This is a genomic window from Pseudomonas sp. W2Jun17, assembly GCF_023127795.1.
GTDB classification, from domain to species: domain Bacteria; phylum Pseudomonadota; class Gammaproteobacteria; order Pseudomonadales; family Pseudomonadaceae; genus Aquipseudomonas; species Aquipseudomonas synxantha_A.
This window is the reverse complement of sequence record NZ_SPKO01000007.1, coordinates 609,684-633,589: the sequence shown is the minus strand read 5'-3', so window position 1 is coordinate 633,589 and position 23,906 is coordinate 609,684. Positions and strand designations below refer to the sequence as shown.

Annotated in this window: 13 protein-coding genes; 7 read left to right on the top strand and 6 right to left on the bottom strand. The window is 59.9% G+C overall.

The genetic code is table 11. From position 1 onward, the window contains the following. Window positions 1-92 precede the first annotated feature (92 nt). Window positions 93-2,510, bottom strand: a complete 2,418-nt coding sequence (locus E4O98_RS06200; protein ID WP_248134425.1) for a glucose/quinate/shikimate family membrane-bound PQQ-dependent dehydrogenase — start codon at window positions 2,508-2,510, stop codon at window positions 93-95. 372 nt (window positions 2,511-2,882) lie between these two features. Next, window positions 2,883-4,901, bottom strand: coding sequence for a TonB-dependent receptor (locus E4O98_RS06195; RefSeq protein WP_248134424.1), 2,019 nt, complete (start codon window positions 4,899-4,901; stop codon window positions 2,883-2,885). Window positions 4,902-5,072: 171 nt separating this feature from the next. On the opposite strand from E4O98_RS06195, the gene E4O98_RS06190 reads away from it, so the two are divergent. Then, entirely contained in the window at window positions 5,073-5,306 is a 234-nt protein-coding gene (locus E4O98_RS06190) for a VF530 family protein (RefSeq protein WP_003188882.1), read from the top strand. A 4-nt stretch (window positions 5,307-5,310) separates the two neighbouring features. Next, entirely contained in the window at window positions 5,311-5,934 is a 624-nt protein-coding gene (locus E4O98_RS06185; protein WP_248134422.1) for a Pr6Pr family membrane protein, read from the top strand. 1 nt (window position 5,935) lies between these two features. Here the strand turns inward: E4O98_RS06185 and E4O98_RS06180 are convergent, their stop codons facing one another. Beyond that, window positions 5,936-6,703, bottom strand: a complete 768-nt coding sequence (locus E4O98_RS06180) for a siderophore-interacting protein (RefSeq protein WP_103733390.1) — start codon at window positions 6,701-6,703, stop codon at window positions 5,936-5,938. Then, window positions 6,700-7,209, bottom strand: coding sequence for a PadR family transcriptional regulator (locus tag E4O98_RS06175; protein WP_248134420.1), 510 nt, complete (start codon window positions 7,207-7,209; stop codon window positions 6,700-6,702). Before E4O98_RS06175 ends, E4O98_RS06180 begins: the two co-directional genes overlap by 4 nt. Window positions 7,210-7,702: 493 nt before the next feature. Between E4O98_RS06175 and E4O98_RS06170 the strand changes: the two genes are divergently transcribed. The 5 genes from E4O98_RS06170 to E4O98_RS06150 all read left to right on the top strand — a co-directional run bounded on the left by E4O98_RS06170 (window position 7,703) and on the right by E4O98_RS06150 (window position 13,401). Beyond that, window positions 7,703-8,200, top strand: coding sequence for a CS1 type fimbrial major subunit (locus E4O98_RS06170; protein WP_032877593.1), 498 nt, complete (start codon window positions 7,703-7,705; stop codon window positions 8,198-8,200). Window positions 8,201-8,308: 108 nt separating this feature from the next. After that, a complete protein-coding gene (locus tag E4O98_RS06165; RefSeq protein WP_248134418.1) occupies window positions 8,309-10,831 on the top strand; it encodes a CS1-pili formation C-terminal domain-containing protein in 2,523 nt (840 codons plus the stop codon). Window positions 10,832-10,916: 85 nt separating this feature from the next. Beyond that, window positions 10,917-12,095 carry a hypothetical protein gene (locus E4O98_RS06160; RefSeq protein ID WP_248091116.1) on the top strand — a complete coding sequence of 393 codons (1,179 nt, stop codon included), beginning with the start codon at window positions 10,917-10,919 and terminating at the stop codon, window positions 12,093-12,095. Window positions 12,096-12,154: 59 nt separating this feature from the next. Continuing rightward, window positions 12,155-12,913: a pilus assembly protein gene (locus E4O98_RS06155; RefSeq protein WP_032877587.1), complete on the top strand. Its 759-nt coding sequence runs from the start codon at window positions 12,155-12,157 to the stop codon at window positions 12,911-12,913. Between the two features lie 5 nt (window positions 12,914-12,918). Next, window positions 12,919-13,401 (top strand): CS1 type fimbrial major subunit, encoded by a 483-nt coding sequence (locus tag E4O98_RS06150; protein WP_032881089.1) that lies wholly within the window; start codon window positions 12,919-12,921, stop codon window positions 13,399-13,401. Here the strand turns inward: E4O98_RS06150 and E4O98_RS06145 are convergent, their stop codons facing one another. Continuing rightward, window positions 13,402-18,582, bottom strand: coding sequence for a DUF6543 domain-containing protein (locus tag E4O98_RS06145; RefSeq protein WP_248134416.1), 5,181 nt, complete (start codon window positions 18,580-18,582; stop codon window positions 13,402-13,404). 207 nt (window positions 18,583-18,789) lie between these two features. Then, window positions 18,790-23,868, bottom strand: a complete 5,079-nt coding sequence (locus tag E4O98_RS06140; RefSeq protein ID WP_248134415.1) for a DUF6543 domain-containing protein — start codon at window positions 23,866-23,868, stop codon at window positions 18,790-18,792. Window positions 23,869-23,906: the final 38 nt, after the last annotated feature.

Genomic DNA, 23,906 nt, shown 5'->3' with positions numbered 1-23,906 from the left:
CGCTAGCATCCTGTGGCTGATGTACAGGACACGGATATAAAAAAAGGCGGCTACTGTGAGGTAGCCGCCTTTGCTTATATCGCCGGTGCTGCTTAATCCGGCAGTTTGAACGCCATCACATAGTCACCCTGCTTGGTGCCCAGTGAGCCGTGACCCCCGGCCATGACCAGCACGTATTGCTTGCCGTCCTTGCCGGTGTAGGTCATCGGGGTGGTTTGCGCGCCTGCTGGCAGGCGGCCTTCCCACAGTTGCTTGCCGTTCTTCACGTCATAGGCACGCAGGTACTGGTCCAGGGTGCCGCTGAGGAACGCGACGCCACCGGCGGTGGTGAACGTACCGCCCAGGCTAGGCACGCCCATGGTCAGCGGGATCGGGACCGGCGAGCTGTCACGCACGGTGCCGTTCTTGTGCATCCAGATGGTCTGGTGGTTGGTCAGGTCGACCGCTGCCACGTAGCCCCACGCTGGCGCCTGGCACGGCAGGCCCATCGGCGACAGCAGTGCCTCAAGGATCACACCGTACGGTGCGCCTTTGTTCGGCTGTACGCCTTCGGTTTCGCTGACGCGCGGGCCTTGCTTGGCGATGTCGGCGGCCGGGATCAGTTTCGATTTGAACGCCATGTAGCTTGGGTTCACGAACGCGATCTGACGCACCGGGTCAACCGAGATGCCGCCCCAGTCGAACACGCCGAAGTTGCCTGGGTACACGATCGAGCCTTGCAGCGACGGCGGGGTGAATGGGCCGTCGTAGCGCATCGACTTGAAGTCGATCCGGCAGATCAGTTGGTCGAACGGCGTCACGCCCCACATGTCACGCTCCTTGAGGGGCGGCGGCATGAAGTTCAGGTCGGACTTGGGTTGGGTCGGGGAGGTGCGATCACCAGCCACTGCGCCTTGCGGTACAGGGATTTCGTTGATCGGAACCACTGGCTGACCGTTGCTGCGATCCAGCACGTAGATGCTGCCTTGCTTGGTCGATGCCATCACCGCTTGCTTGACGCCGTCAGCAGTCTTGATGTCGATCAGCGAAGGCTGGCCGCCCACGTCCATGTCCCACAGGTCATGGTGGGTGAACTGGAAGGTCCACTTCACGTGGCCGGTGTCGATGTCCAGAGCGGTCAGGCCCGCTGCGTATTTCTCGGAATCATCGGTACGGTCGCCGCCGTACTGGTCGGGCATCTGGTTGCCCATCGGCAGGTACAACATGCCGAGTTTTTCATCCACGGCGAACATGGACCACATGTTCGGCGAGTTGCGGGTGTAGGTCTTGCCCTCGGCCAACGGGGTGGTGTCGCCCGGGTTGCCGCTGTCCCAGTTCCACACCAGCTTGCCGGTGTGCACGTCGAACGCGCGGATCACACCGCTAGGCTCGTCGATGGAAACGTTATCGGTCACATGACCGCCGATCACCACCAGGTTCTTGGTCACGGCCGGTGGCGAAGTGGAGTAGTAGCCGCCTGGGGCGAAGCTGCCGATGTTGGCGCGCAGGTCGACCTGGCCTTTGTCACCGAAGTCTTCACACATCTTGCCGGTGTCGGCGTTCAGGGCGATCAGACGGGTGTCGGCAGTCGGCACAAAGATGCGTTTCGGGCAGGCAGTCGGTGCCGCAGCCGGGCTAGCGCTGCCAGTCGGGCTCTGTTCGGAAGCGTAGGCGGCGTCATCGTGATACGACACGCCACGGCAGGTCATGTGCGCCCAACCCTTGAAGTTCTCGGCGCCCTGGCTGCTGATCTTCGGATCGAAGCGCCAGATTTCCTTGCCGGTGTCCGGGTCCAGCGCGATCACCTGGCTGTGCGGCGTGCACACGTAGAGCATGCCGTTGACTTTCAGCGGGGTGTTTTCCGCGGTGGTTTCACCCGGATCGTTCGGCCCCGGGATATCGCCGGTGCGATAGGTCCACGCCGGCACCAGTTTGTGGGCGTTTTCCGGAGTGATCTGTGCCAGTGGCGAGTAACGGTCGCCGAAGGCCGAACGGCCATAGGAGTTCCAGTCGCCATCGGCTTGGGAGGGTGCGGCGTTGGCCATGCCGGGTACCGCGTCGCGGTCCAGTTGGCCGGTCTTGACCATTTCACCTGGGTTGGTGAACTGGCTGGCCAGGGCGGTTGCGCCCGCCAGCACCACGGCCACGCTCAGCGCGCCAGTGCCCAGCGGCGCGGCTTGGCCACGCAGCAATGGCCGGCGAAACCACGGCAGCAGCATGACGATGCCCAGGGCGAACAGCAGGGCCAGGCGCGGCACCAGCTGCCACCAGTCCAGGCCCACTTCCCACAGGGCCCACACGGTGCTGGCGAATAACACCAGTGCATACAGGCCCAGCGCAGCGCGGCGGGTAGCCAGCAGCAACACGCCGGTCAGGGCAATGCCGATACCGGCCAGCAGGTAGTACAGCGACCCGCCGAGCATACTCAGCTTGACGCCGCCGGCCAGCAAGGCCAGCCCCATGATCAGCAGCAAGACCCCCAGCAGCCTGGGCAACAGGCGGCTTGGGCTTGAGGCACCATCAGTGCTCATAGTGTGTTTCTCCGTTACGTTGGAATTATGTAACCCCGTGCTTCACTCACTGTAGATGACGATTCGGCTCGGGCTTGGTTCATCGTTATTTTTGGTTTTTTCTGTGGATAACTCGGTTATCCACAGGCGGGCAATAAACCCCCCGGCGCTGGTCGATTCAAGACAGCGCTGTCTTTGTGCAGGAAGAGATTCGGCAAATGGGGCGACCGGGAGGTGAAGCGTTTCAGATTGTTGCGAAGGATAATGCGGCGGGGCGTTTTGAGAAAGGGTGAATCGCAAGATGCATCATTTCAGTTTTGGTAACAGTGACAGATAGTCGCTGGCTAATAATGTGGGAGGGGGCTTGCTCCCACAAAGGGTTTTCGGTGTTGGTCAGAAGGTGGTGCGGATGCCGAACTGCACACTGCGCCCCGGTGCCGGTGCGATGTCGCGCAGGATCGAGCTGGCGTAGCGCACGGTCTGGTTGGTCAGGTTTTCACCGTTGACGAACGCCAGCCACTGGCTGCCACCGACGTTGAAGCGATACCCCGCGCTTGCTCCCAAAGTGGTGTAGCCATCGGTGCCGCTCTCGTTATCCGGCACGCGCCCTTGGCCCGCAGCATGTTCCACATCGATACGTGCCTGCCAGCGATCCAGTTCCCACAGCAAGCCGCTGTTCAAACGCAGGGGCGCAATGCGCGGCAAGGCTTCGCCGCTGTCCAGGTTGGTGGCGCGGGTGTAGTCGCCCGACAGTTCCAGAGCGAACTTGCCGTAGGCGCCTTCGCCGAGCTTCCAGTGATCCTGGGCTTCGAAACCGGCGAAACGCGCACGTACGCCGGAGTAGCCGTACTCGGGAATACCACCAGCATCCTCTTCACCCTCGTCGTTCAAAGTGCGGCCAGTGCCGAGCAAACCGATGTAGTTGGAGAAGCGGCTGTAGAACACGCCAAAGCTGCCCTTATGGGTGCCATTGTCAAAACGCAGGGCCAGGTCGCTGGACACGGCCTTTTCTTTCGACAGGTTGGCGTCGCCCAATTCATAGGTGCCGGTGGCGACGTGGGCACCGTTGGCATACAGCTCGTAGAAGGTCGGGGCGCGCTCGGTGTAGCCCAGCGTCGCGGCCACCGACCAGATTGGCGTAAGCGTGTAGACCGCACCCGACGACAGGCTGCCTGCGGTGAAGTCGTTGGATTTATCCGCAGTGGCAAAGCGCGCATTGCCCTTGCCATCCGGGTCGACGTTGGTGTGCTCAAGGCGCGCACCCAGGCTGAGTTTCAAGCGCTCGGTGGCTTGCATCTCTTCCAGAATAAACAGGGCGCCAGCGTTGGTATCGGTCTGCGGTACGAACGCTTCCTCACCCAGGGCCGAAAATTCATTGCGGGTCACTTGGGCGCCGACCACGCCGTCGAACGGGCCGATGGGCTGGTGACGCGCCTCCACTCGGGCTTCATAGCCTTTGTTCTTGAAGGTGGTGCCGGTTTCGCCGCCTTCAATTTCGCGGTGCTGATACTCGGTGTAGCCCGCGTCGATCTTCACCGAGGTAAACGGGCCCTGCAGGTTGCGGATTTCGGAGGCAAAGGCGTAATGATCCTGCTTCATGCGGATGCGTACATCCTGCTCGGCGGGGGAGCCATAAACACTGTCGTAGTTGCTGTAGGACAGGCCCGCGTAACCATCATCCCAGGTGTAGGAACCACCCACCGCACCGCCGTCCTGACGCCCGTTGCTGTTACCCAGGCGGCCGTTTTTGCCGGGGCCGTTTTCGCTCTCCGGCGCGTGGCGGCTGCGCGCATAACCGGGGATTTTCAGGTCATTGAATTCCCGCGCATTGGCGTCCAGGTGCAAGGCGAATGTGCCGTTGCCGGCCTCCAGCTTGCCCGCGCTGCTGCGGGTGGTGTCGGCGCCGCCGTAGCGCAGTTCCCCCGCACCGTGGATGCCTTCGATGGCCTCGGTGGGGATGCGGTTGTCGAAGGTGTTGACCACGCCACCGATGGCACTGCCGCCGTACAGCAGTGCTGCGGGGCCGCGCACGATTTCGATACGGTCGACATTGATCGGGTCCAGCGGCACCGCGTGGTCATAGGACAGCGACGACGCATCCAGCGCCCCCACGCCGTTGCGCAGGATGCGAATACGGTCGCCATCCTGGCCGCGAATGATCGGGCGGCTGGCGCCTGGGCCGAAATACGACGATGACACCCCGGGCTGCTTGTTCAGGGTTTCGCCAAGGCTGCCTTTTTGTTGCAGGGTCAGCTCATCACCTTCCAGCACAGTGGTGGGCGAGGCCAATTGTTCGCTACCCAGCGGGTTGCCAGTAACGACTTGGGGGGGCAGTTCCAGGGCATAGGCTTGTGAGCTGATCAACAAGGCGGCGGCGAGAGGGGACAAGCGCCAGAGAGAAGGCAGGGACATCGGATATTCCTAGGCAAAACGTCTGATAGATATAGTTACAATATAACATCTCTTTTTTCGTCTGGAAGGGGAACTTTTCCTGGCGGGCTATATTCAATGCGATGCTTCCACCTGCACGCCTCGTCGGCTAAGGTGCGCGGCTGTGTTTCCTCTTTTTGCAAAAGGCCCGGCATGACCGCGACAAGCAACGACCCGCTCCACGGCGTGACCCTGCAACACGTGCTCACCACCCTGGTGGAGCATTACGAATGGAGCGGCTTGGCCGAACGTATTGATATCCGCTGCTTCAAGAGCGACCCGAGCATCAAGTCGAGCCTGACCTTCCTGCGCAAGACGCCTTGGGCGCGGGAAAAAGTCGAAGGGTTGTACGTCAAGCTGATGCGCACCAAACGCCCGCTGGACTGAACCCATGAAGCGTTTTGTCGCGACGGCGGCGCTTGCCGGCTGGGTGGGGTTGGCGATCCAGCAGTACCTGATCCTTTATTCACGCTGGTCCATTGAAGCCAGCCTGCTGGGTGGGCTGGTGAGTTTTTTCAGTTTCTTCACCGTGTTGACCAACACCCTGGTGGTGGTGGTGTTGAGCTATGCCTGGGTCAACCGGGAGTCAGCCGGCAAACGGTTTTTCCTGGCACCTCACATCAGCAGTGGAGTCGCCGTGAGCATTGTGGTGGTAAGCCTGGCCTACAACCTGCTGCTGCGGCATTTGTGGAGCCCTGAAGGCTTTCAATTTATCGCCGATGAATTGCTGCACGACGTGATGCCGTTGCTGTTTCTGATTTATTGGTGGCGCTATGTGCCCAAGGGTTTTTTGCGCCTCAAGCACATCGGCGCCTGGGTGATTTACCCATTGATGTACTTCGCGTATGTGCTGATGCGTGGGCATTTGCTTGGGCAATATCAGTACCCGTTCATCGATGTGGACCGCCTCGGTTATCCACAAGTGTTTGTGAATGCCGGGGGGATTCTGGCGGGGTTTGTGGCGATAGCGTTGGTGATGGTGGGGCTGGATAAATTCATCAAGCCCCGGCTCTGACTCACTCTTGCGGGCTGCCGTCGGCGCGCCAGTAACCCACGGCCTTGAGGTATTCCTCATTGACTTTGTGGGTGTCCAGCAGCACCCGCCGTACTTGGCGCGACAACCTGGTTTCGGTCGCCACGAAGCTGTACAGCGTGCCGTCGGGCAGCGTCAGGTTTTGCACCACCTCAAGCAGGTCATCGTGGCCACGCAGCGCCCAGATCACCTCCACATCGGCCGCACTTTGCAGCGTCTGTTGCTCCGCCGCATCGGCGATTTCAATCACCGCAAGCACCTTGCGCCCAGCGGGCAACTCCTCCAGACGCCGCGCAATGGCGGGCAGGGCAGTTTCGTCGCCGATCAGCAGGTAGCTGTCGAAAATGTCCGGCACGATCATCGAGCCCCGTGGCCCACCGATATACAGGTGCTGCCCGACCTGCGCCTGCTCGGCCCAGGTGGACGCAGGGCCATCGCCATGCAGCACGAAGTCGATATCCAGCTCGCCGGTTTCCAGGTCGTAGCGCCGTGGCGTGTAGTCGCGCATGGCCGGTTGCGGGCCGTCGCCCTTGATGGCGAACGTCGGGCTTTCAAGCGCTGCTTGCTCGGCGGCGTTCTGCGGGAACAGCAGTTTGATGTGATCGTCGCTGCCCAGGCTGATAAAGCCCTCCAGCTCAGGCCCGCCCAGTGTGATGCGGCGCATGCGCGGGGTGATGTCCACCACCCGCAGAACTTCCAGGCGGCGGCGTTTGATTTCGTGGGTCACGCGATGAATGGCTTGTGTGTTCATTGGTCTGTCCCGTCGGCAATGGCTTGAGCGGTGCGATTGAGCAGCGCCGCGACACGAATGATTTCTTCCGGGCTCCAGTGCCCGTTGTGCGAATGCAAGGCGTGGCGCAGGTTGTGCACCGCCTCATGGATCTGGGGTGGGCGGTCGTGGCCACGCAGCGAGCGCTTGCTGACATCCAGGCGCATGCGCACGCCATCCAGGGCAACGGCTTGTTCGCTTAAGAAGAGACGACCGGCGTCGGTGATTGTGTAGCGTTTTTTTCCACCATCGGCGTCGCCGCTGATCAGCTCGCTCTCTTCAAGAAAGGTCAGGGTGGGGTAGATCACACCGGGACTGGGGCTGTAGGCGCCGTCGAACAGGCTCTCGATGCGGCGGATCAGGTCGTAGCCATGGCAAGGTTGCTCGGCGATCAATGACAACAGCAGCAGCTTCAGGTCGCCGGGGGCGAATACCCGTGGGCCGCGGCCGTCGCGTTTTTCAAATTCGCCGCGATGCTCGTGTTTCATGCGCAAGTCCTCTGAACAGGTTTAGATATAACTTAAGATATATCTTTGCTGAAATGGTAGTCCTTGGCGACCAACGGTCAACGGGGTAGGCACGGGTTTCGGTCATAAGTGAAACAAGTCCGATTGGATCTTTTCTATTTATAGAGTTATAACTTTAATTAGAGTCATGACTCGAATTCTTATCTGGCCCGTGGTTGTGGAGGTGCTTTTGAGTTGGTGTGGTCTGTGTCTTACAGTAACTTCTTTATCGTGTTTTTAAGTGTGTAGCCTGTTTCCTACGGATAATTTTAAAGTTTTGGCGAAATGCCATCTTTTTCGCTCAACCGCTGTTTACAAGGGCTACGCTCATTTTGGAATGCGCCTGCATACCTGCCTATAGTTTCGATTGATCATTGTTTGGCATTGCTTGTTCCAACTAATCGGCAATGTAATTCGTTGTTGGGGATCTCCTTGGCAATGAACCAATCAATGTTGTCAACTACAGGTATTGACCATGTTCAAGAAGTTTGCTGTTGCTGTTCCCCTGGCTGTTCTGGCGCTGTCTTCCTCGGTAACCGCTATCGCTGCCGGTGAAGCCAGCCACACCGTCAACCTCAAGGCAAACATCCCGACCACCGTGTTCCACGCCCAGCCGCGTGATCCGAACTGGGGCCGTGACGAGACCATGACCTACAACCTGGTCAGCGGTGAATTGGCTCCCCTGAGCGCCATCTACGACATCAAGAACACCAACGGTTCGGTTGCCGCCTACATCGAAGGTGGCCCGGCGGTGCTGTTCAACGGTGATGCCGCGCAGAACATCCCGGTTACCACCACCCTCAACGGGGTGACCCTCACCGGCACGCCACAGGAAGTGGTCAACGAAGCCGACTCCACCCCAGGCGTGGGTGCGGAAATGCGCATCGCTGCCGCCAAGCCTACGGCGACTCAGCGCGGTGCCTACACCACCACCATTCCGGTGGTATTCGACGCCGTACTGCCAGCCCTGTGATGCCAATGAGTGCCTGTTAATCACGGGCATTCACTTGCAGGTCGGCTGATTCCCTTCTCTGTCCGCCGACCTGATTTTTTTATCTCTTGGCATTCAGGGTATCCGTTCATGTTTCCGATGACGCCTATCGCGGTTGCGCTTGCGCTGTTGATGTGTACGAGTGCGCTGGCTGCACCCGCTGCCTCCCGCGCTGCAACCCCTGGCAGCTTGATTACCCAGGCCCAAGGCCTGCCCGCAGGTTTCAGTGATCACTTTTTCGACGTGCCGTTGGCGGTGCGTGTGGACCTTGACCAGCAACCGCTGGGCGAGGCTCTGATTGTGCTGTCACGGGATGATCGCGTGACCTTGCTCGAATTCACCGACACCGGCGACAGCAAAGTCCCGGCCGCTGCCCGTGATACCTGGCAAGCCCTGTTGGAAAAAGGCGTGGCCCTGGGCGCCTGCACCCAGGCCTGCCCGGAAAAAATGATCTCGGCGTTCTACAACCTGGAAAACTCCCAGTTGTCGATCCTGACCCAGGACGTCGAACGCAGTGACGACATTCCGCGTTTCTATGACCAGCCCGAAGGCGGCAGCCTGGGGCTGATCATTAACAACCAGCTCAACCTCAACGGCAGCCAGGAAGACAGCCTGGGCGGTCGCTATGGCTTGCAAGCCAGTTCCAGCGTGGGTAACTGGAGCCAGGTATTCAACCTGCAACTGGCGCGTCAGAGTGGCGACAACGAACCCATGCGCCACGCGATTCACGAGCTGTACACCCAGCGCGAACTCGAAGGGCAATTTTTCCGCCTGGGTCACTTCACCCCCAATTCCGACGGCCTGACCCGTCAACTGCGCAGCTTCGGCGCCAGCCCCGATACGGCGTTGGGCCTGATGTACGGCAGCTCCGACAGCCTGGCCATTAACAATTCCAAGCCCAGCGTGTATCCGATCTACGTTACCGCCAACCGTCAAGCGGCGGTGGAGATCTACCGCAACGGCTTGCTGATCAATACCCAGGCGGTAGCGGCGGGCCTGCAAACCCTCGATACACGGCCACTGCCCGGCGGCATCTATGAAGTGGAAGTGCGCCTGGTGGAAGACGGCCTCACCACCAGCACCACCCAGGAGCTGGTGTACAAGCCCAGCAACTGGCGCAACGCGGAAGACCGCTGGCGCTACAACCTGTTCGCCGGGCGCGAGACCAAGTTGTTCAGCAACTGGGACGAACAGGCTTCGGGTGCAATGACGGCCGGTGCGTCGCTCAACTATCTGGTACACCCGCGCGTGATCCTTGGCCTGTCGGCCCGCCAGGTGCGCGAGCAACTCCAGTACGGCGGGTCGATGGACTGGACGGTGGCCAACAACACCAGCGTCTATGCCAACCTGTACCAGACCCAGGAACATGGCACCGGCATGGACCTGCAAGGGCTCTACACCTTGGGCTCAACCAACCTGGTGTTCAGCCATAACCGCAGCTGGCTAGACACGCGTGACACCTACGAAACACTGCCGGACGGTACGCGTCTGCGCCGCAATACCTTCGTGGGCGAGGCCAGCAACACCGCGTTGTCGGTCAACCACCGCCTCGACGCGAAAAACACCCTGAACATGCGCCTGTCCCACAGTGAGGGCAATATCGAGGGCGCGGGGTTGGACCTGGGCTGGAGCCGCCACGACAACCTGTTCGGCAGCGATGCCAACTGGCGCTTCTCGGTGTTCGATCGGCCCGGTAGCGCTGGCACCAACGATGCGCGCAATCGCGGCGTGGACGTGAGCGTCAGCATGAACCTGGGCCGCGATGGCCGGCAGATTTCCGGCAGCATTGGCACCCGTACCGCCCGTGATGGCGGGCGCGACAATAACGCTTCGGTGACCCTGCGCCAGGACCTCACCGACCACGCGCTGCAAAGCGTCTCGGCGACAGCGATCACCGATACCTATGGTGTCGGCCTGTCGGGCATGGCCAGCTTCAATACAGACGCGTTCAGTGGCGACGGCTTTGTGCAGCGCAGCTCCTTCAATGGCGACCTGAGTGGTGGTTTGAACCTCAACAGCACCTTTGTCGCCGGTGCCGGCAAGATGCTGCTGAGCAGCCAATACCAGGGTAACGGTGCCGGGATGATCATCGACGTGGAAACCGACCTCGATGAAATCGCTCTGCGCGCCGACGACCTGGGCGGTGGCGGCGCCATCTTGCGGCCCGGGCGCAACTACGTGCCGGTCTCGGCCTACAAGAGCAGCAGCGTGAGCTTCGATTTTGAAGGCAATCACCCGCCCGCCGCCAATATCCAGCCGACCCGCGCCAGCTATCACCTGAACAAAGGCGGCGTGGACTACCGGAAAATCACCGTGATGAAAACCGTCACCGTGCTCGGCCGCTTGTTGGATGAACGTGGTGCACCGCTCAAGGGCCATCACGTGATCAACCATGCCAGCCGTGGAGTCAGCGAAGTGGACGGGTTCTTCTCGATGGAAATGAGTTCCAGCGCACCCACCTTGCAAGTGCGCTACCAAAACCAGTTGCTCTGTCAGTTCCGCCTGGATCCTGCTAACGCACCGAATGAAAGTGACGTGTTGATGATCGGCGATTTGCGCTGCACCAAGGACACGCTCGCAGAAGCGACCCACAACGCCGAAACCGCTGGTTGATGGCATGGACTGGATTTTTATGAACGTGAAAAACGCAACAAGAACAGGCTTGAAGCAGTGTGCGTTCGCGCTCGCGCTGGTCAGTATGAGCCTGCCTGCGCATGCGCTGGTGCAAAACATCACGGCGGTGTTTCGTCCTGACCCGTCGAACCCGATGGTCAACAAGTTTCAGAACACCACGCCCCACAGTGGCGTGTGTGCGTGGCACGTACCAGCCAGGTGTGAGGCGCTGAATACCTTCAGTATTCGTGATCCGGCATTCAGGGCAAACTCGGTAGAGCCGATCGAGGCCAACCATGAAGATCCGCGAAAAGGCGCCTATTTCAAAGTGCCTTCATCTTGGCGTGATGTGCAGGTGACCCATGTCGGGACGGGTGAGGTTGAAACCGTTCAAATGCGCATTGCGGGTATTGGTACACGTTGGGATGTGCCGCGTCCTCCTGGCGTCAGCGGGTGGGCCAATGGAGGGACCGGTTGGAGCTACCTATGGACGTACGGTGCGCCTCCCTGCCAGGGGGTTAACTACTTGGCGGCATCCGCCAATTTCGCACTGTTTTTCTGGATCGTCCCGGAGGGCGTGGGGGCTTGTACGGTAAACCCGGGCACCACTTTTCCGCGCTTGGCCTACAACCACTTGGAGTACGGCTACGAACTCAAAACCCCTAACCCGCTAGGCATGGCCAGCGGCGAATACCGGGGCTCCCTGACTTACAGCATCGGGCCGGGCGGGGATTTTGATTTCGGTGACGTGATGGCGTCGACTGAAAGCGCCCTGACTTTCAATTTTCAATTGTCGGTGGAGCACGAGCTCAAGGTTGATCTCCCGCCGGGCGGCAACCGCATCGAGTTGCTACCCGAAGGCGGTTGGCAAGCCTGGCTCAACCGTGGGCGCCAGCCAGCGCGGTTGTTCCGTGACCAGACCTTCGTCATTTCCGCCAGTGGGCGTTTCAAGATGCAGCTCGAATGCAGCCTTGCGGTGGGCAACACCTGTGGCTTGCGCAACGGCGCGGGGGACCAGGTGCCGTTGCAGGTGGCTGTCAGCCTGCCATTTGGCATGCAGGACCAGGCCGGGCAAGCCGTCAACAAGCTGCCCCTGCGCCTGGATGGCGTGGGCACCGAGCTGTTCCAGCCGGTATTTTATGTGAACAACCGCTCCGGAAAACTGCACTTTGAAGTCGAAAGCGGCGACGTCAAAGACATGCTCGAGCATCCGGGCAGCACCTATTCGGGCGTGGTCACGGTGATCTGGGATTCAGAAGTCTGAGTGGGCACTGGCCGTATATCAGCCGTTGGCTGGGTTCAATCTATAAGGCGTAATCAAACATGAAACATGCAGTGTTAGCGGTGGGGCTGTTCCTGATGTCGTTGGGCGCTTATGCGGGGCCGGCGATCAACGTTGGGGTGGTCTATGACTATCTGGATGGCGACCGCAGCTCTTACCTCAAGCGGGTCTACAACGGCGGCACCAGTACCGCGTTTATCAAGGTCAATGTGCTGGAGATCGTCTACAACGCCGACGGCACGTCCCGGGAAGTGCCCGTCGCGTCGATGACCGACGCCAAAGGCAGCACCACCAATCGCGACGGCCTGATGGCCAGCCCGGCGCGCCTGATCGTACCGGCCGGTGGGCGTCAGGGCACACGGTTGCTGTACATGGGCGAACGCGACACCGAACGTTACTTTCGTGTGCGCTTCATCCCGGTGGTACCGGAAAAGGAAGATGACTTTGCCGTGACCGATCAAGAGCGTGCCGAGTACAAAGACGCGCTGGCGGCCGGGGTTAATGTCATGGCGGGCTACGGCACGGTGTTTTTCGTCAGGCCCAAGGACACCCGTTTCGATACGCAAATCAGCGAGACCAGCAGCCAGTACACCCTGCGTAATGCGGGCAACAGCGTGGTGGTGCTCGATGAGTTCCGCGATTGTTCGGTGGCGAAAAAGACCGACTGTGAGGCCACCACCAAGCACCACATCCTGCCCGGTCGCCAGTTGGTGCTCGAGAAAAAGCCGGAGCGCCAGTTCAACTTCCAGATGATCGAAGGCCGCAACAAAAAACCGATGTCGGTCAGCAGTAACGGGTGATGACTATGTTCAAGCAACTAACGGTACTGGCGGTACTGATGGCGCCTGTGCTGATGGGCGAACGGGCGCTGGCGTTCCAGGAGCGCCACACGTTTGATGTGTCGGTGACCATCCCGATCCATGAAGCCTATGTGCTGCCCTCCGAGCCCGACTGGATGGGGCAGGACCAGGTGCTGGCCTGGGACCTGGCGACTGCCCGGCTGGGACGCCTGCGCAAGAACTTCGACGTGAAGAACATCAATGGCGGGGTGGCCGCGCGCCTGGGGGATACGCCTTACCTGTTGAGTGGCCGCAACCGTATCGAACTGCAGGTGTTGTTCAACCGGGTGCCGCTGACGCTGGATTCGACCCTGGTCCTCAGCGCCGACGAGGCACGTGCCGGCCGCCGCGCCGAGCTGGAAATTGCCGCCATCGAACCGGCGGACGGTTACAAGGGCGGCGAGTATTACGGCACGGTGCACCTGTTGTTTGATTTTCCGGCGCCTTGATCAAGTCCGGTTCCTGCGGGTCCCCGCGCGGTTCAAGGCCTCGCGGGTCAGGTCCCGCAGCCACTGTGTGTGACGGTAGCCCAACTCGTTGAGTGTCGTATCGAACAGGGTTGAGCTCATGGGATCACCGGATAACACGCTGCTTTCGTCCAGCTCCAGCGCCTGTGCCAAGCTGCGCAGTTTTTCCCGCCGGGGTTCCTGATCGGCCTCGGGCAGGTCTTGCGAGTCTGCGTATTGCTGTTGCAGCGCTTGCAGTTCGTCGAGTTGAGCATATTTCAGGTCGAAGGCGGTGTCATTGTTCCATTTGGCGGTGGGGTTGTGCTGCTCAAGGTAACGCTCCCAGCCGTTGTCCAGCAGCATCTGATTCACCAACCCGTCACCTTCTTCAAGCCTGGCGACTGCGTTGGCAACTTTCTCGATCTGTTCGGGTGTCACGTCAGCCAGGGTACGATAGGTCATATGGGTCGATAACCACGGTAGGTCCAGTCGGTCTGCCAGTGTGCTGCGATAGGCCAGATGAATGCCGGCCTCATCGACCTCTCCATGCTCGCCGTCGACGACCTGCGACCATAGCCGCTGCCCCTTCCCCCCCTGTTCTTTGGGTTTGAGGCGCTGGGCGATATCTTCACCAATGGCCTTGCCCATGTAAGCATCGCGCGCGGCTCCACGGGCCAGTACCACCAGCCTGGCCTCCAGTTCCTGTGGCGATGTGCTGGTCCGATAGGCTTCGCTGGCGAGTACTTCGATGCCCAGTTTCTGAAAGATCAGCGCGCCCGCATCGGGGCACAATCCAGGGTAGCGGGTATCCTTGAACACGCGGTCGCGCAATTCGCTGTCGGCTTCCACTGCTCTGAGCAGGCGCCAGACTCTCTGGCTCAGTTCAGGGTGATTGCTCTGGTAGGCCAAGCGGTCCTCCTCGGCTTGAAACGCATCCGGCTCCTCAAGGGACTTGATCACTTCAAACAAGCCCTGGGAGCCCGGCTCTTTTTCAATCTCATCCCAGAGTTGCCGGTGGCGTTCAACCTCTTCAGGCTTGATGTAGGTGAGCCAGGGCGTGCTCTCGCCTTTGGGGGCGTAGAAGCGCAGCGGGTCCAACCCCACGGACTCGCGGTATTCGGCGAGCAAGTCTTGAAAGTCCGAGGTGAGCTTGCCCTGGTCCAGGCGTGTACGAGCAATGATGTCGGCATCATCCGAGCCTGGCGCCACATGGGGTAACTGTGTAATCGGGTTCTCGCTCAGGTCCAATTGGAACCCCCGTGGCCGGGATTGGCCCACCAGCCCGGCGGGCCAATCCTTGATTTGTGTGTCGCGCAGGTTCAGCAAGGTCAAGTTTGGCATCTGGCTGATATCCGGCGGTTGCCCCAATGGGTTGCCGGCCATCTCAAGTTGTTTGAGGCGCTTGAGGCGTTTGAGCGTGGCAATGGCCGAGTCATCCAGCACCAGAGCATTTTTTTCCAAGTGTAATCGCCGCAGGCGTTTGAGGTTGCCGAGAGTCTCGGGTAACTGGGTGATGCGGTTATGGCTCAGGTCGAGGTCGCGCAGATGAGGGAAGTTGTTCAGGAAGGCGGCGTGACTGTCTGCAAAATCGCAACCGCGCAGGTCCACGTCGCTGATGTGGTTCAGCGGCACGCTAAGGGTAGGTAGCTCATCGGGCATGTTGGTGTTGAATAAATCGAGGGCGATGCCACCTCGGTGTTCGAAACTCTCGTCCAGGTGAACAGTCAGGCCATTGCTCCAGCCGTCGTAGAGACGGATGGCTACTACGGCCCGACGCTTGCGTGCTTCTGACTCCAATGGCGTGCCTTCCCAGCGGGTCGGGCCTTTGATGTAGGTATCGAGCTGATGGAATAACTGTTGTTTTTGTGCCTCCATTTGCGTCAGCGTTTGCTCGCCTTCAATTGTTCCCAGCGTGTTTGATAAGCGGCGAATACCCTCTCTGCTCATGGCGGGAAGTAGCTGTTTGATGCGCTCCTCAATGGTTTTTGGTTGCATGTCGTAGCTGTCGGTGCGGCTCATTTTGCACGATGCGCCTCCACCCAGAAGTACCTCGACCTCTGGGGCGGGCTGCCTGCTCACAGGCGGTTCGGCCAACGCCTGGCGTCGCTCGGACGGTGTCTGATTGTGCTCTATCACCCATTGCCTGAACCGTTCACCTTCGCCGACGGCATAGGGCGGGGTGCGCTGCGGAACCTGCGCCAGGGTCCAGAGTACAGACTCGTACAGATCGGCTGTGTGATTCAGCGACTTGGGTTCGGCATCGAATACTTCATAAGCCCCTTGAGCGTTACGCACCAGGGTACGTACCTGGGGTGCATCGTGTTCACCGACACTACAGCGCAGGGACCCACTGGGGCTGTTGTCACGTATATCGATTTTCAGGCCGCTGAATGAGTCGCTATGCAAGCGCAGGGTGTTGAGCACCAACCGTTCGCTTTGCGCTGACGGTTGCAGGGGAGGGTAAAGCCCTTCGACTGCACGGCAGGCCTTGTTGTCGAAGGACAGTTCTCGAGCCAGGCCCTTGAGGCGCAAGGGCAGGCGCTGTTCGTCCGTCATTGCCTTTAATTCTTCAGGCCATGCCTGTTTGAGCAAGGCGTTGGCGCTGCTCAGCGGCAGCTCGGGAAAGGTCTGGCGTAGCAGGGCTATGTGCGGATCGCTGCTGGCTTGGCCCAATTGATAGTGACTGCTGGCGATGTGGCCGCCAAAGCCATCGACGTAACTGGCTAATTTGTTGCGCAGTGCCTGGGCCCGTTGTGGTTTGGGCAAGGTTTCGCCCAGCAACGTATTGACCTGCTGTTCTTCGAGAAAACCCAGCACACGCTCCGGCAGTTTTGCCGCCATCACGTCGGCCAGGCTGATGCTCAGGGTATTGGCCGGCAGGGCGGTGGCATCGCCATACTTGCGCGAGTCGCCGCTCAGGTCGCTGTTGTGAAACACCTCCAGGGCTTTGCTTGGCGGCCAGCCGGGGAGTTCTGTGACGGCCTGTTCGAACCAGTAGGAATACGGCTCAAGTACCTGACCTGTGCGTATCCTGCCGGCCGATTCTTCGGCAAATCGGCCGGCGCGAAAGCGTTCGAGGGTATCGACCAGCAACGGCGGAGACGGTTGGTTGCGCACATACATATAGCGTAGATGGTCGGGCTCGCTGCCACTGATGATGCGGATCTGTTCGAGCTGTTCGGTGGTGAACGCATGGGTGGCGGAGCTGATACGGCGCATCAGCGTGTGCTCGTTCCAGCTGCGCGGTTGTTCGCCTTCATGCACCCAGGCACCGTTGCCATTGAAGCGTACTTTCGGTCGGTAGGCTTGCGGCCGGTTGGGGTGCACAATCCGGTGGTGGGTCAGGTGCGGGTCCGGCTTGACCTGATAGTGTTTGTCAGCATGTACCAGCCAGTGTTTTTGAGCATGCTGATACAGGCCTTGTGCGTCTGGCTCAATGCCTTTGGGCAAGCTGATGCTCTGCTGGTAAGGCGAAATATCCGGGTTCCACAAGCGTTGTTCGCCGCTGGCAAGTTCCACTGGGCGCAGGCTCTCGACGAATGGCGATAGCTTGAGGGTGAGGGTCTGGCCGACAGTTCCTGCCGCCGCCCAAGCCCCCAACTGCACCACCGCCTCCACTACCTCCATGACGTGACCGATGGCTTCCAGCCCTTTGCCCTGTGCCCAGTCAACGATGCCTTCGAACACATCGTTGGCCACCTGGTAGGCGGTGTAGGCGAGCATCAGCTCCCCCAGGAATGGCACGAATGGGGTGACCACCAGTAGCGCGGCATTAAAGATGTCCGACAGGATCTTGCTCAGGTTGTCCCACCAGGCCCAGCGTGCCATCAGGTCTGCATAGGCGGTGGTGATAGCAATTTCCCGGGTATCATTGACGATCTTGTTGAGTTTGACCCGGTACAGGTAATGCCACAGCGTATCGGGCTCGGAGCGGCCCGAGGGCGGGCGGTTCTGGTAATCGTCAAAGATGTTTTGCACGCTGAAGTGCAACTGCGGCGTGTCCACCGCAAGGGTTTGCCAACTGGGGCCGTTGTCGGTGCGTGCCTTTTGGTGCCACTGCACTTTGTACAGGCGGCTTTGCAATTCAGCGAAAAAATGTCCGCGTTGTTTGTGGTCGATAAATTGACTGAAGAACTGGCGGTAGGTCGCCTTGTTCGGCGTTTGGCCTGTTGCATCGAGGGGCGAGGGGTTGTCGCGCAATTGGCGCGTCAACTCGTTCATGAACGCGACCGGCGAGGCGTATTCCTTCAACGGATGCTCGGGGTCCTCGGGGATATAGGCAATCAAGCGTTCGATGTGTTTGTCGCGGCCTTGGGGCGCAGCAATCAATAGGACACCGCTCAACCGGGCATCCAGCAGGCTCAGGTTGTAGTAATCCACCGGTATGCCACCCAGGGATGGGGTGGGCTTGCCTTCGACGATATCAAAGAGCAAACGCCTCGCATCGGCTTTGATGTGCTGCTGTGCAAAGGCGATGCAGGCTGCATTTTTAAGCGAGGCTTTGTCGCAGGCAATCACTTTGAGCCGTAAGGAATCGGCCTGGACCGGATTGCTGAAGCCCAGGGTACTCAATAACCGTGTCTGGTATTGCCGGCCGATATCGAGCGAGCGGCACAGGTTTTTGAAACCCAGTGCCGTCAAGGGTTGACCACTGGTGCCGGAGGTCAGCGTCAGGATGTTTTGCTGGCCACGAGCGTCGACGCGGGACAAGAACGCATAGTCGGCAAACTGCTCACTGGCGCAGAAGTTATGCAGTGCGGCATCCAGCAACGACACGGTTCGGCTGGTCACACCTTTGTGCACCCCAATGACCCACCAGCTTTTCTTGGCGGGGGCATAAAGACGGATAAAGGTGTTTCTCACATCAATGTTGCCGTATTCCCGTAAGGCTTTTTTGAGCAGGCGCTCGGCGAATGAATACACGTCCTTCATGTATTTGAGTTGTTCATCCAAGGCGTTCCTGGCTGCCCAATGTTCGGCCATCGCTTCTCTGGGGGCAGGGTCTGCAGGCGCGTCCACAGCCTTGAGGCGGGTATAGACATAAGGGCTGGCGCCCCGCACTGCGCGAACGCGTGTCAGCGTGGCAGTGCGGAGCCAATCCGGAATTGCACGCTGGATAAAGTCAAAATGAATACCCTGGCTGGCGTGGCTCGCAGCGTGTAGGTAGGGGCGTTCGAGTAACATGGTTTTGATGCCTTTAAGTGAACAGTCGGATGATCAACCCGATCTACACTAATCACCCTCACGAGGAGGGCAGGCCTACATAACCACTACATCGCCCTTGCTGCTGACGCACCGTCAGAGGTCGGTGGTGCCGGGTTGCGATGGAGGACCGATATGCCCCTCAACGCTCATGCTGAAGGATGAGCCATTGTGCAATGGGAGTGAGGGTTAAAAACCGGCGGCAACCATGGCCTCGCGGGTCAAGCGGCGGCCCAGTTCCTGTTCGTCGTAGAAACTCTTGAAAAACAGGCTCAAGTACCGTTCTTCCGTCATAGGCTTGCCGGTCAGGACTTGCTCATGGGGGACATTCAGCGCGTCTGCCAGGTCGAGCAGACGCTGCCGGAGTTGGGTACTGGTGGTCGAACTCTTGCGCTCCGGTGGCAGTTGTTCATGGGCGGCCCAAGCGTTTTGAGCCAGGCGCAAGTCGTCGATGCTTTCGCTGGCCTGTTCATGCTGGCATTTGATCTGTCGGAACGCCTCGGGACGGGTATTGAGCAAGTAGTCGCTCCAGAAAGACTGCTCAAGCATCTGGTTCACCAGCCCGTCGCCTTGCTCCTCCTCGATGACCTTGTCGTAAGCATTGGCCAGCTGCCAGTCTGCGACATTGCCGGCATCGCGGTACAGCATGTGGTCCGCCAACCAAGGCAGATCCAGGCGTTCCTTCAGTCCGGTCTGGTAGGCGCTGTACACTTCGACTTCATCCAGAGTGCCCGGAACACCGTCGACGACATCGGTGGTCAGCCGCAAAGAGGGGCCTTCGCTGCCATCCTCATTGAGTGTGGGGGTGTTGAGGCGAGTCTGGATGTCTTTCCTGGCGATCTGGTTGACCTTGTCCAGCCGGGCCTTTTGCTTGGCCAGCCTTACCAGCGCACCGGTCCGGGCTTGAGGGGTAGGCTCGCGCCATGCCTCCAGCTTCATGGCTTCGATACCCATGGCGTTGAACAGCTGGGCGCCCGCATCGGCGCAGTGGGTCGGCATGGCGCTCAGGTTGAACAGCGCCGTGCGGGTTTGTTCGTCGCTGTCGGCGGCCCTTAGCAGACGCAAGACATTGGTGCGCAATTGTCTGAGGTTTTGGTTGTAGCGCAGAAGGTCGGCTGGGTCGTGGACGATGTCGGGGGTGGGTTGTCGCTGGCTTCTGATGACTTCAAAAAAACCCTGTGAGCCATGTTCCCGTTCGAGATCGTCCCAGATTTCCTGCCATCCCTGGCGTATTTCGGGTGTCAGGTGTTCGAGCCAGAATTGACTGTCCAGCTCGCCTCGGGGGGGATAGGTGCGATAAGGATCCAGACCCGCGGCGCGCCGGTAACTGACCAGTCGATCCTCGGCGTCGCGCTCCAGCTTGTTGTTGTCCAGGCGTGCGCGTGTCACGAGTTCGGCTTGCACCGAGCCGGGTTCGACGATCGGTACTTGGGTGATCGGCGTATTCAACAAATTCAGGTTGAAGTCGGGCGAGCGCGGCAGCTCGAACAGCCCTATGGGCCAATCGCGGATTTGCGTGTTGTTGAGCGCCAGTATACGCAGCTCCGGCATGCGGCTAATGTCCGCCGGTGTGACCAGGTGTTCATTGTGCGAGAGGATCAATACCCTCAGGTGGTGCAATTGCCTGAGGTGTTCCAGGTTCTGCGCACGCCAGCGAATCGGGTTTTCGGACAGGCCCAGATGGGTGAGTCGACGCATACCGCTGAGGGCCGATGGAAAAGTCTTCAGGTGTTTGCCGGTGATATCCAGCATACGCAGGTTAGGGAAGTTGTGCAGGAACGGGCTGTCGGCGTCAGTGAAGTCGGTGCCTGCCAGGTTGAGGTTGGTGATGTGGTTCAACGCGGTGTCCAATCGAGGGAAGTTTTGCAAAAACCCGTAGATGGTTTCTCCACGCAGGTCCAGTTCGCTACCCACTCGACGCTCGCCGAAATCCGTTTCGTAGCCCTTGGACGATTGCTCCCAACTGCTTTGTATGAGCGCAGTCACTCGCTTCCTGAACAACTGCTCCGGGAGTGTTGCGCGACGTCTTTGGGTGCCGGCAGCCGGTAGGTCCTGCCAATTTTTGAGGGCGCGGAGCAGGTCTTTTTTCTGGGTTTCAAGCTCCGTGAGTAGACGCTGTCCCTCGGCCGAGTCCAGCGACAGGGCGTAGGCCGCTACATCTTCTTCGCAAAGCGTCGGATAAAGCGACTTGAGGCGCTCGTCTACGCTGGCGCGCCCCAGCCTACGGCGCAGGGCGCTGAACATTGGCTTTTGCAGCAGATGTTGGGTCTCCAGGGGGGCGACTGTGAAGACCGGCGGTTCGGCCAACACGGTGCGGCGTTCGGCGGGTGGTTGCAAGGTGCGTGTGAGCCACTGGCGCAACGCCTCGCCATCACCCGGCGCAAAACCCAGGGTGCCAGCGGGGACGGCTTGCAGCACGGCTTCATACAGGTCCCAGGTATTCTCGACGCCGGCTTTGTGAACTGCATATCGCCCTGGTGCTGTGCGTACCAGCAGCGTCTCGGTCGCTGCCTCGTCCGGACCGACATGGCAACGCAGGTGCCCGTTGGGTACTTGCTCGCGGATACTCAGGCGCAGGTCGGCGAACGCGTCACTGTGGATTCTCAGCGCGTTGAGCAGCAGCCGTTCGGTATCGGGTGTGGGCGCGTTGCCCGGGTAGAAACCTTCGTAGGCGTGGGTGGTTCGCGCTTCGAACTGTAATTCCCGGGCCTGATGCTTGAGCCGTAGCGGCAAACGCTTCTCGTCATTCATCAACTGCACTTCCGCCGGGCGGGCCTGGTTCAGTATCACTTGGGCCAGGGTGTCGGGCAGCTCGGGGAACTGGCGTTGCAGCAGTAACCCGTGGGCGCTTTTTGACTGGCGTTTGAAACCGTACAGGTGCTCGAAGATGTCCTCCTTGCGTGTGGTGATGTAGCGGCTCAGCTGTTCACGCAGGATTTGCACCCGCGCGTCATTGTCGGCGGGCAAGGGCTTGTCGAGTAGAGCGGTAAGCTCGGTTGTGTCCAGAAAGTCTACGACTCGTGGGATTAGCCGGCCTGCCAATAACGCTTCACGGCTGATGGCCAGCGTCGACTCCTGAGTTGCCTGCATTGCGCCATGGTGCATCGGCTCGCCGCTCAGGTCGGCGGCTTCGAACACCGCGACGGCTTTATCGGCCGGCCAGCCAGGCATTCGCGTTACCATGTCGGCGGACCAATAGGCGGCTTCACCGTTGTCGGCGGAGGGTTCGCTGAGAGCGTCGATCTGCTGCCGCAGTTCCAAGCGATTCAGGGTATCGGTCAATAGCGGCGGCGGGGCCTGGTTTTCGGCGTACATATGCCTCAACGCGCCGGGTTCGGTGCCACTGATATCGTATAACTGTTGCAGGCGTGCAGGTGGCCAGGTGGCGGTGATGGGGCTCAGGCGCTGGAGCAGTTGTGAGTCGTCCCAGGCCCTGGGTTCTTCGCCCTCCAGCACCACGGCCCCCTGACCGTTAAGCACCACCTCGGGACGATAGGCGTGCGGGCGTTGTGGGTGGATGATCCGGTGCCGGCCGGTGTCGGGTTCCTGGCTGACCTCGTAGTGCTTGTTCTCCAGGCGCAGGATTTTTTTGCCTGCGTGCGAGTGAAACCCATGGGCATCGGGTTTCGAACCGGGGGCCAGGGTTACGGCTTCTTGTTCATAGGGGCTCAAGTCCGCATTCCATAAACGGGTTTTGCCGTCAGCCAGCATCACAGGCTTCAAACCCTCGACAAAGGGGGACAGCTTAAGATGGGCCAGTTGCCCGGCGGCGCCGAACGCGATCAGTTGCACCACGTTCTGCGTCACCCCTGCCACATGTTCAATGGCCTCTATGCCCTGGCCTTCGGCCCAATCCAACAATCCTTCGAACACCTCGTCGGCGAGTTGGTAAGCGGTATAGGCCAGCATCAATTCGCCCAAAAACGGAACGAAGGGGGTCACCACTAATAGCGCCGCGTTGAGAATGTCCGAGAGGACTTTTTCTAGATTGTCCCACCAGGCCCAACGTGCCATGCGGTCGGCGTAGGCGGTTGCGATCGCCAGTTCACGGGCATCGTTGAGGATTTTATTGAGACTTTGCTGATACAGGTGCTCCCACAGTGGCGTGCGTACACGCGTCACGCTGAACTGCAGGTTGGGGTTGTCGCGGGGTGTTTCACGCCAGGTCGGCTGTGGATCGCCGGGCGCGTGTTGATGCCATTTCACCTGGCTCAAACGCGTGCCCAACTGGTTGAAAAAATGCCCCTGGTACTGATGCTCGACAAACCGGCTGAAGAATTGCTGGTAGTCGGTTTGCCGCAGTTGCCCGGTCAGTGCCTGCATGAACTCCACCGTCGAGGCATAGCGTTTGAGTGGGTGCTGCGGGTCATTCGGGATATAGGCGATCACGGGCGATGCCTGGCGACTGACTTCCAGGTCGGCGGCAATCAGTACCACGCCGGTCAAGGTGGCATCCATCAGGCTCAGGTCATGACAGTGCGCGGCCTTGCCGTCGAGCGTGAGGTTTTGCTGGCCCCTGACCAAGCCTGTGATCAACGCATGATCCAACGCCTGGATATCGCCCCTGATTAATGCCATGCGCGCAGCCACCTTGAGGGCGGCCTGCTGATTGAGCATCACCCGGGCTCGCAGCACGCCTTCGACCACCGGGGCGGTGCGGCCGAGATAGTTCTCAAGGTGCTGTTGGTACTGGGCGCCGATGTCCAGGCCGCGAACCAGCGTTTTGAACTGCTGGATCGACAGCCGGGCTTTCAGAGGGATGACATCGAAATGGCCCCGGGCGTCGGGCTGGGTGATGAATTGCGAATCGGCGGTAAACGCCTCGCTGTCGGCAAAGTTGTGCAGTGCCGCGTCCAGCAGCGACACCGTGCGGCTTTGCACACCACCGCTAAAATCTCCGACCCACCATGCCTGGTTGGCTGGGGCATAGAGCCGCAGGCAAGTGCTGCGGACATCGACGTCGAGGTTGTATTGCTGTTTCAGCGCGGCTTTCAACAACGGCTCGGCAAAGCCTTTGAGGTCGGTGACCGCGGCGAGTTTCTGGTCGACAAGGGTTTGGGTTTGCCAATGTTCGGCAATCGCGGTTTTCAATAATTGATGCTGGTGGGGCGAGGCACTTTTATACCAGGGCGCAATAGTTTTGCGGCTGGACTTCAAGGCGCTGGCGCGTGACGTCGACAGCGTTTTGACCCAGTTGGGGAGCGCGTCTCGGATGAGTGAGTAGTGTTGGCCTTTATCTTCGGGGGCAGAGGAAGCAGTCGCGGTCATGGTGGTTTTTGGGTGTAGTCAATCGGGCCCTCAGACTG

Bases quoted from the DNA above. Each gene is read 5' to 3' on its own strand.
- E4O98_RS06155 (WP_032877587.1), top strand. From the start codon at position 12,155: ATGAAACATGCAGTGTTAGCGGTGGGGCTGTTCCTGATGTCGTTGGGC.
- E4O98_RS06185 (WP_248134422.1), top strand. From the start codon at position 5,311: ATGAAGCGTTTTGTCGCGACGGCGGCGCTTGCCGGCTGGGTGGGGTTG.
- E4O98_RS06175 (WP_248134420.1), bottom strand. From the start codon at position 7,209: ATGAAACACGAGCATCGCGGCGAATTTGAAAAACGCGACGGCCGCGGC.
- E4O98_RS06150 (WP_032881089.1), top strand. From the start codon at position 12,919: ATGTTCAAGCAACTAACGGTACTGGCGGTACTGATGGCGCCTGTGCTG.
- E4O98_RS06160 (WP_248091116.1), top strand. From the start codon at position 10,917: ATGAGCCTGCCTGCGCATGCGCTGGTGCAAAACATCACGGCGGTGTTT.
- E4O98_RS06180 (WP_103733390.1), bottom strand. From the start codon at position 6,703: ATGAACACACAAGCCATTCATCGCGTGACCCACGAAATCAAACGCCGC.
- E4O98_RS06165 (WP_248134418.1), top strand. From the start codon at position 8,309: ATGTTTCCGATGACGCCTATCGCGGTTGCGCTTGCGCTGTTGATGTGT.
- E4O98_RS06170 (WP_032877593.1), top strand. From the start codon at position 7,703: ATGTTCAAGAAGTTTGCTGTTGCTGTTCCCCTGGCTGTTCTGGCGCTG.
- E4O98_RS06190 (WP_003188882.1), top strand. From the start codon at position 5,073: ATGACCGCGACAAGCAACGACCCGCTCCACGGCGTGACCCTGCAACAC.
- E4O98_RS06140 (WP_248134415.1), bottom strand. From the start codon at position 23,868: ATGACCGCGACTGCTTCCTCTGCCCCCGAAGATAAAGGCCAACACTAC.
- E4O98_RS06195 (WP_248134424.1), bottom strand. From the start codon at position 4,901: ATGTCCCTGCCTTCTCTCTGGCGCTTGTCCCCTCTCGCCGCCGCCTTG.
- E4O98_RS06145 (WP_248134416.1), bottom strand. From the start codon at position 18,582: ATGTTACTCGAACGCCCCTACCTACACGCTGCGAGCCACGCCAGCCAG.
- E4O98_RS06200 (WP_248134425.1), bottom strand. From the start codon at position 2,510: ATGAGCACTGATGGTGCCTCAAGCCCAAGCCGCCTGTTGCCCAGGCTG.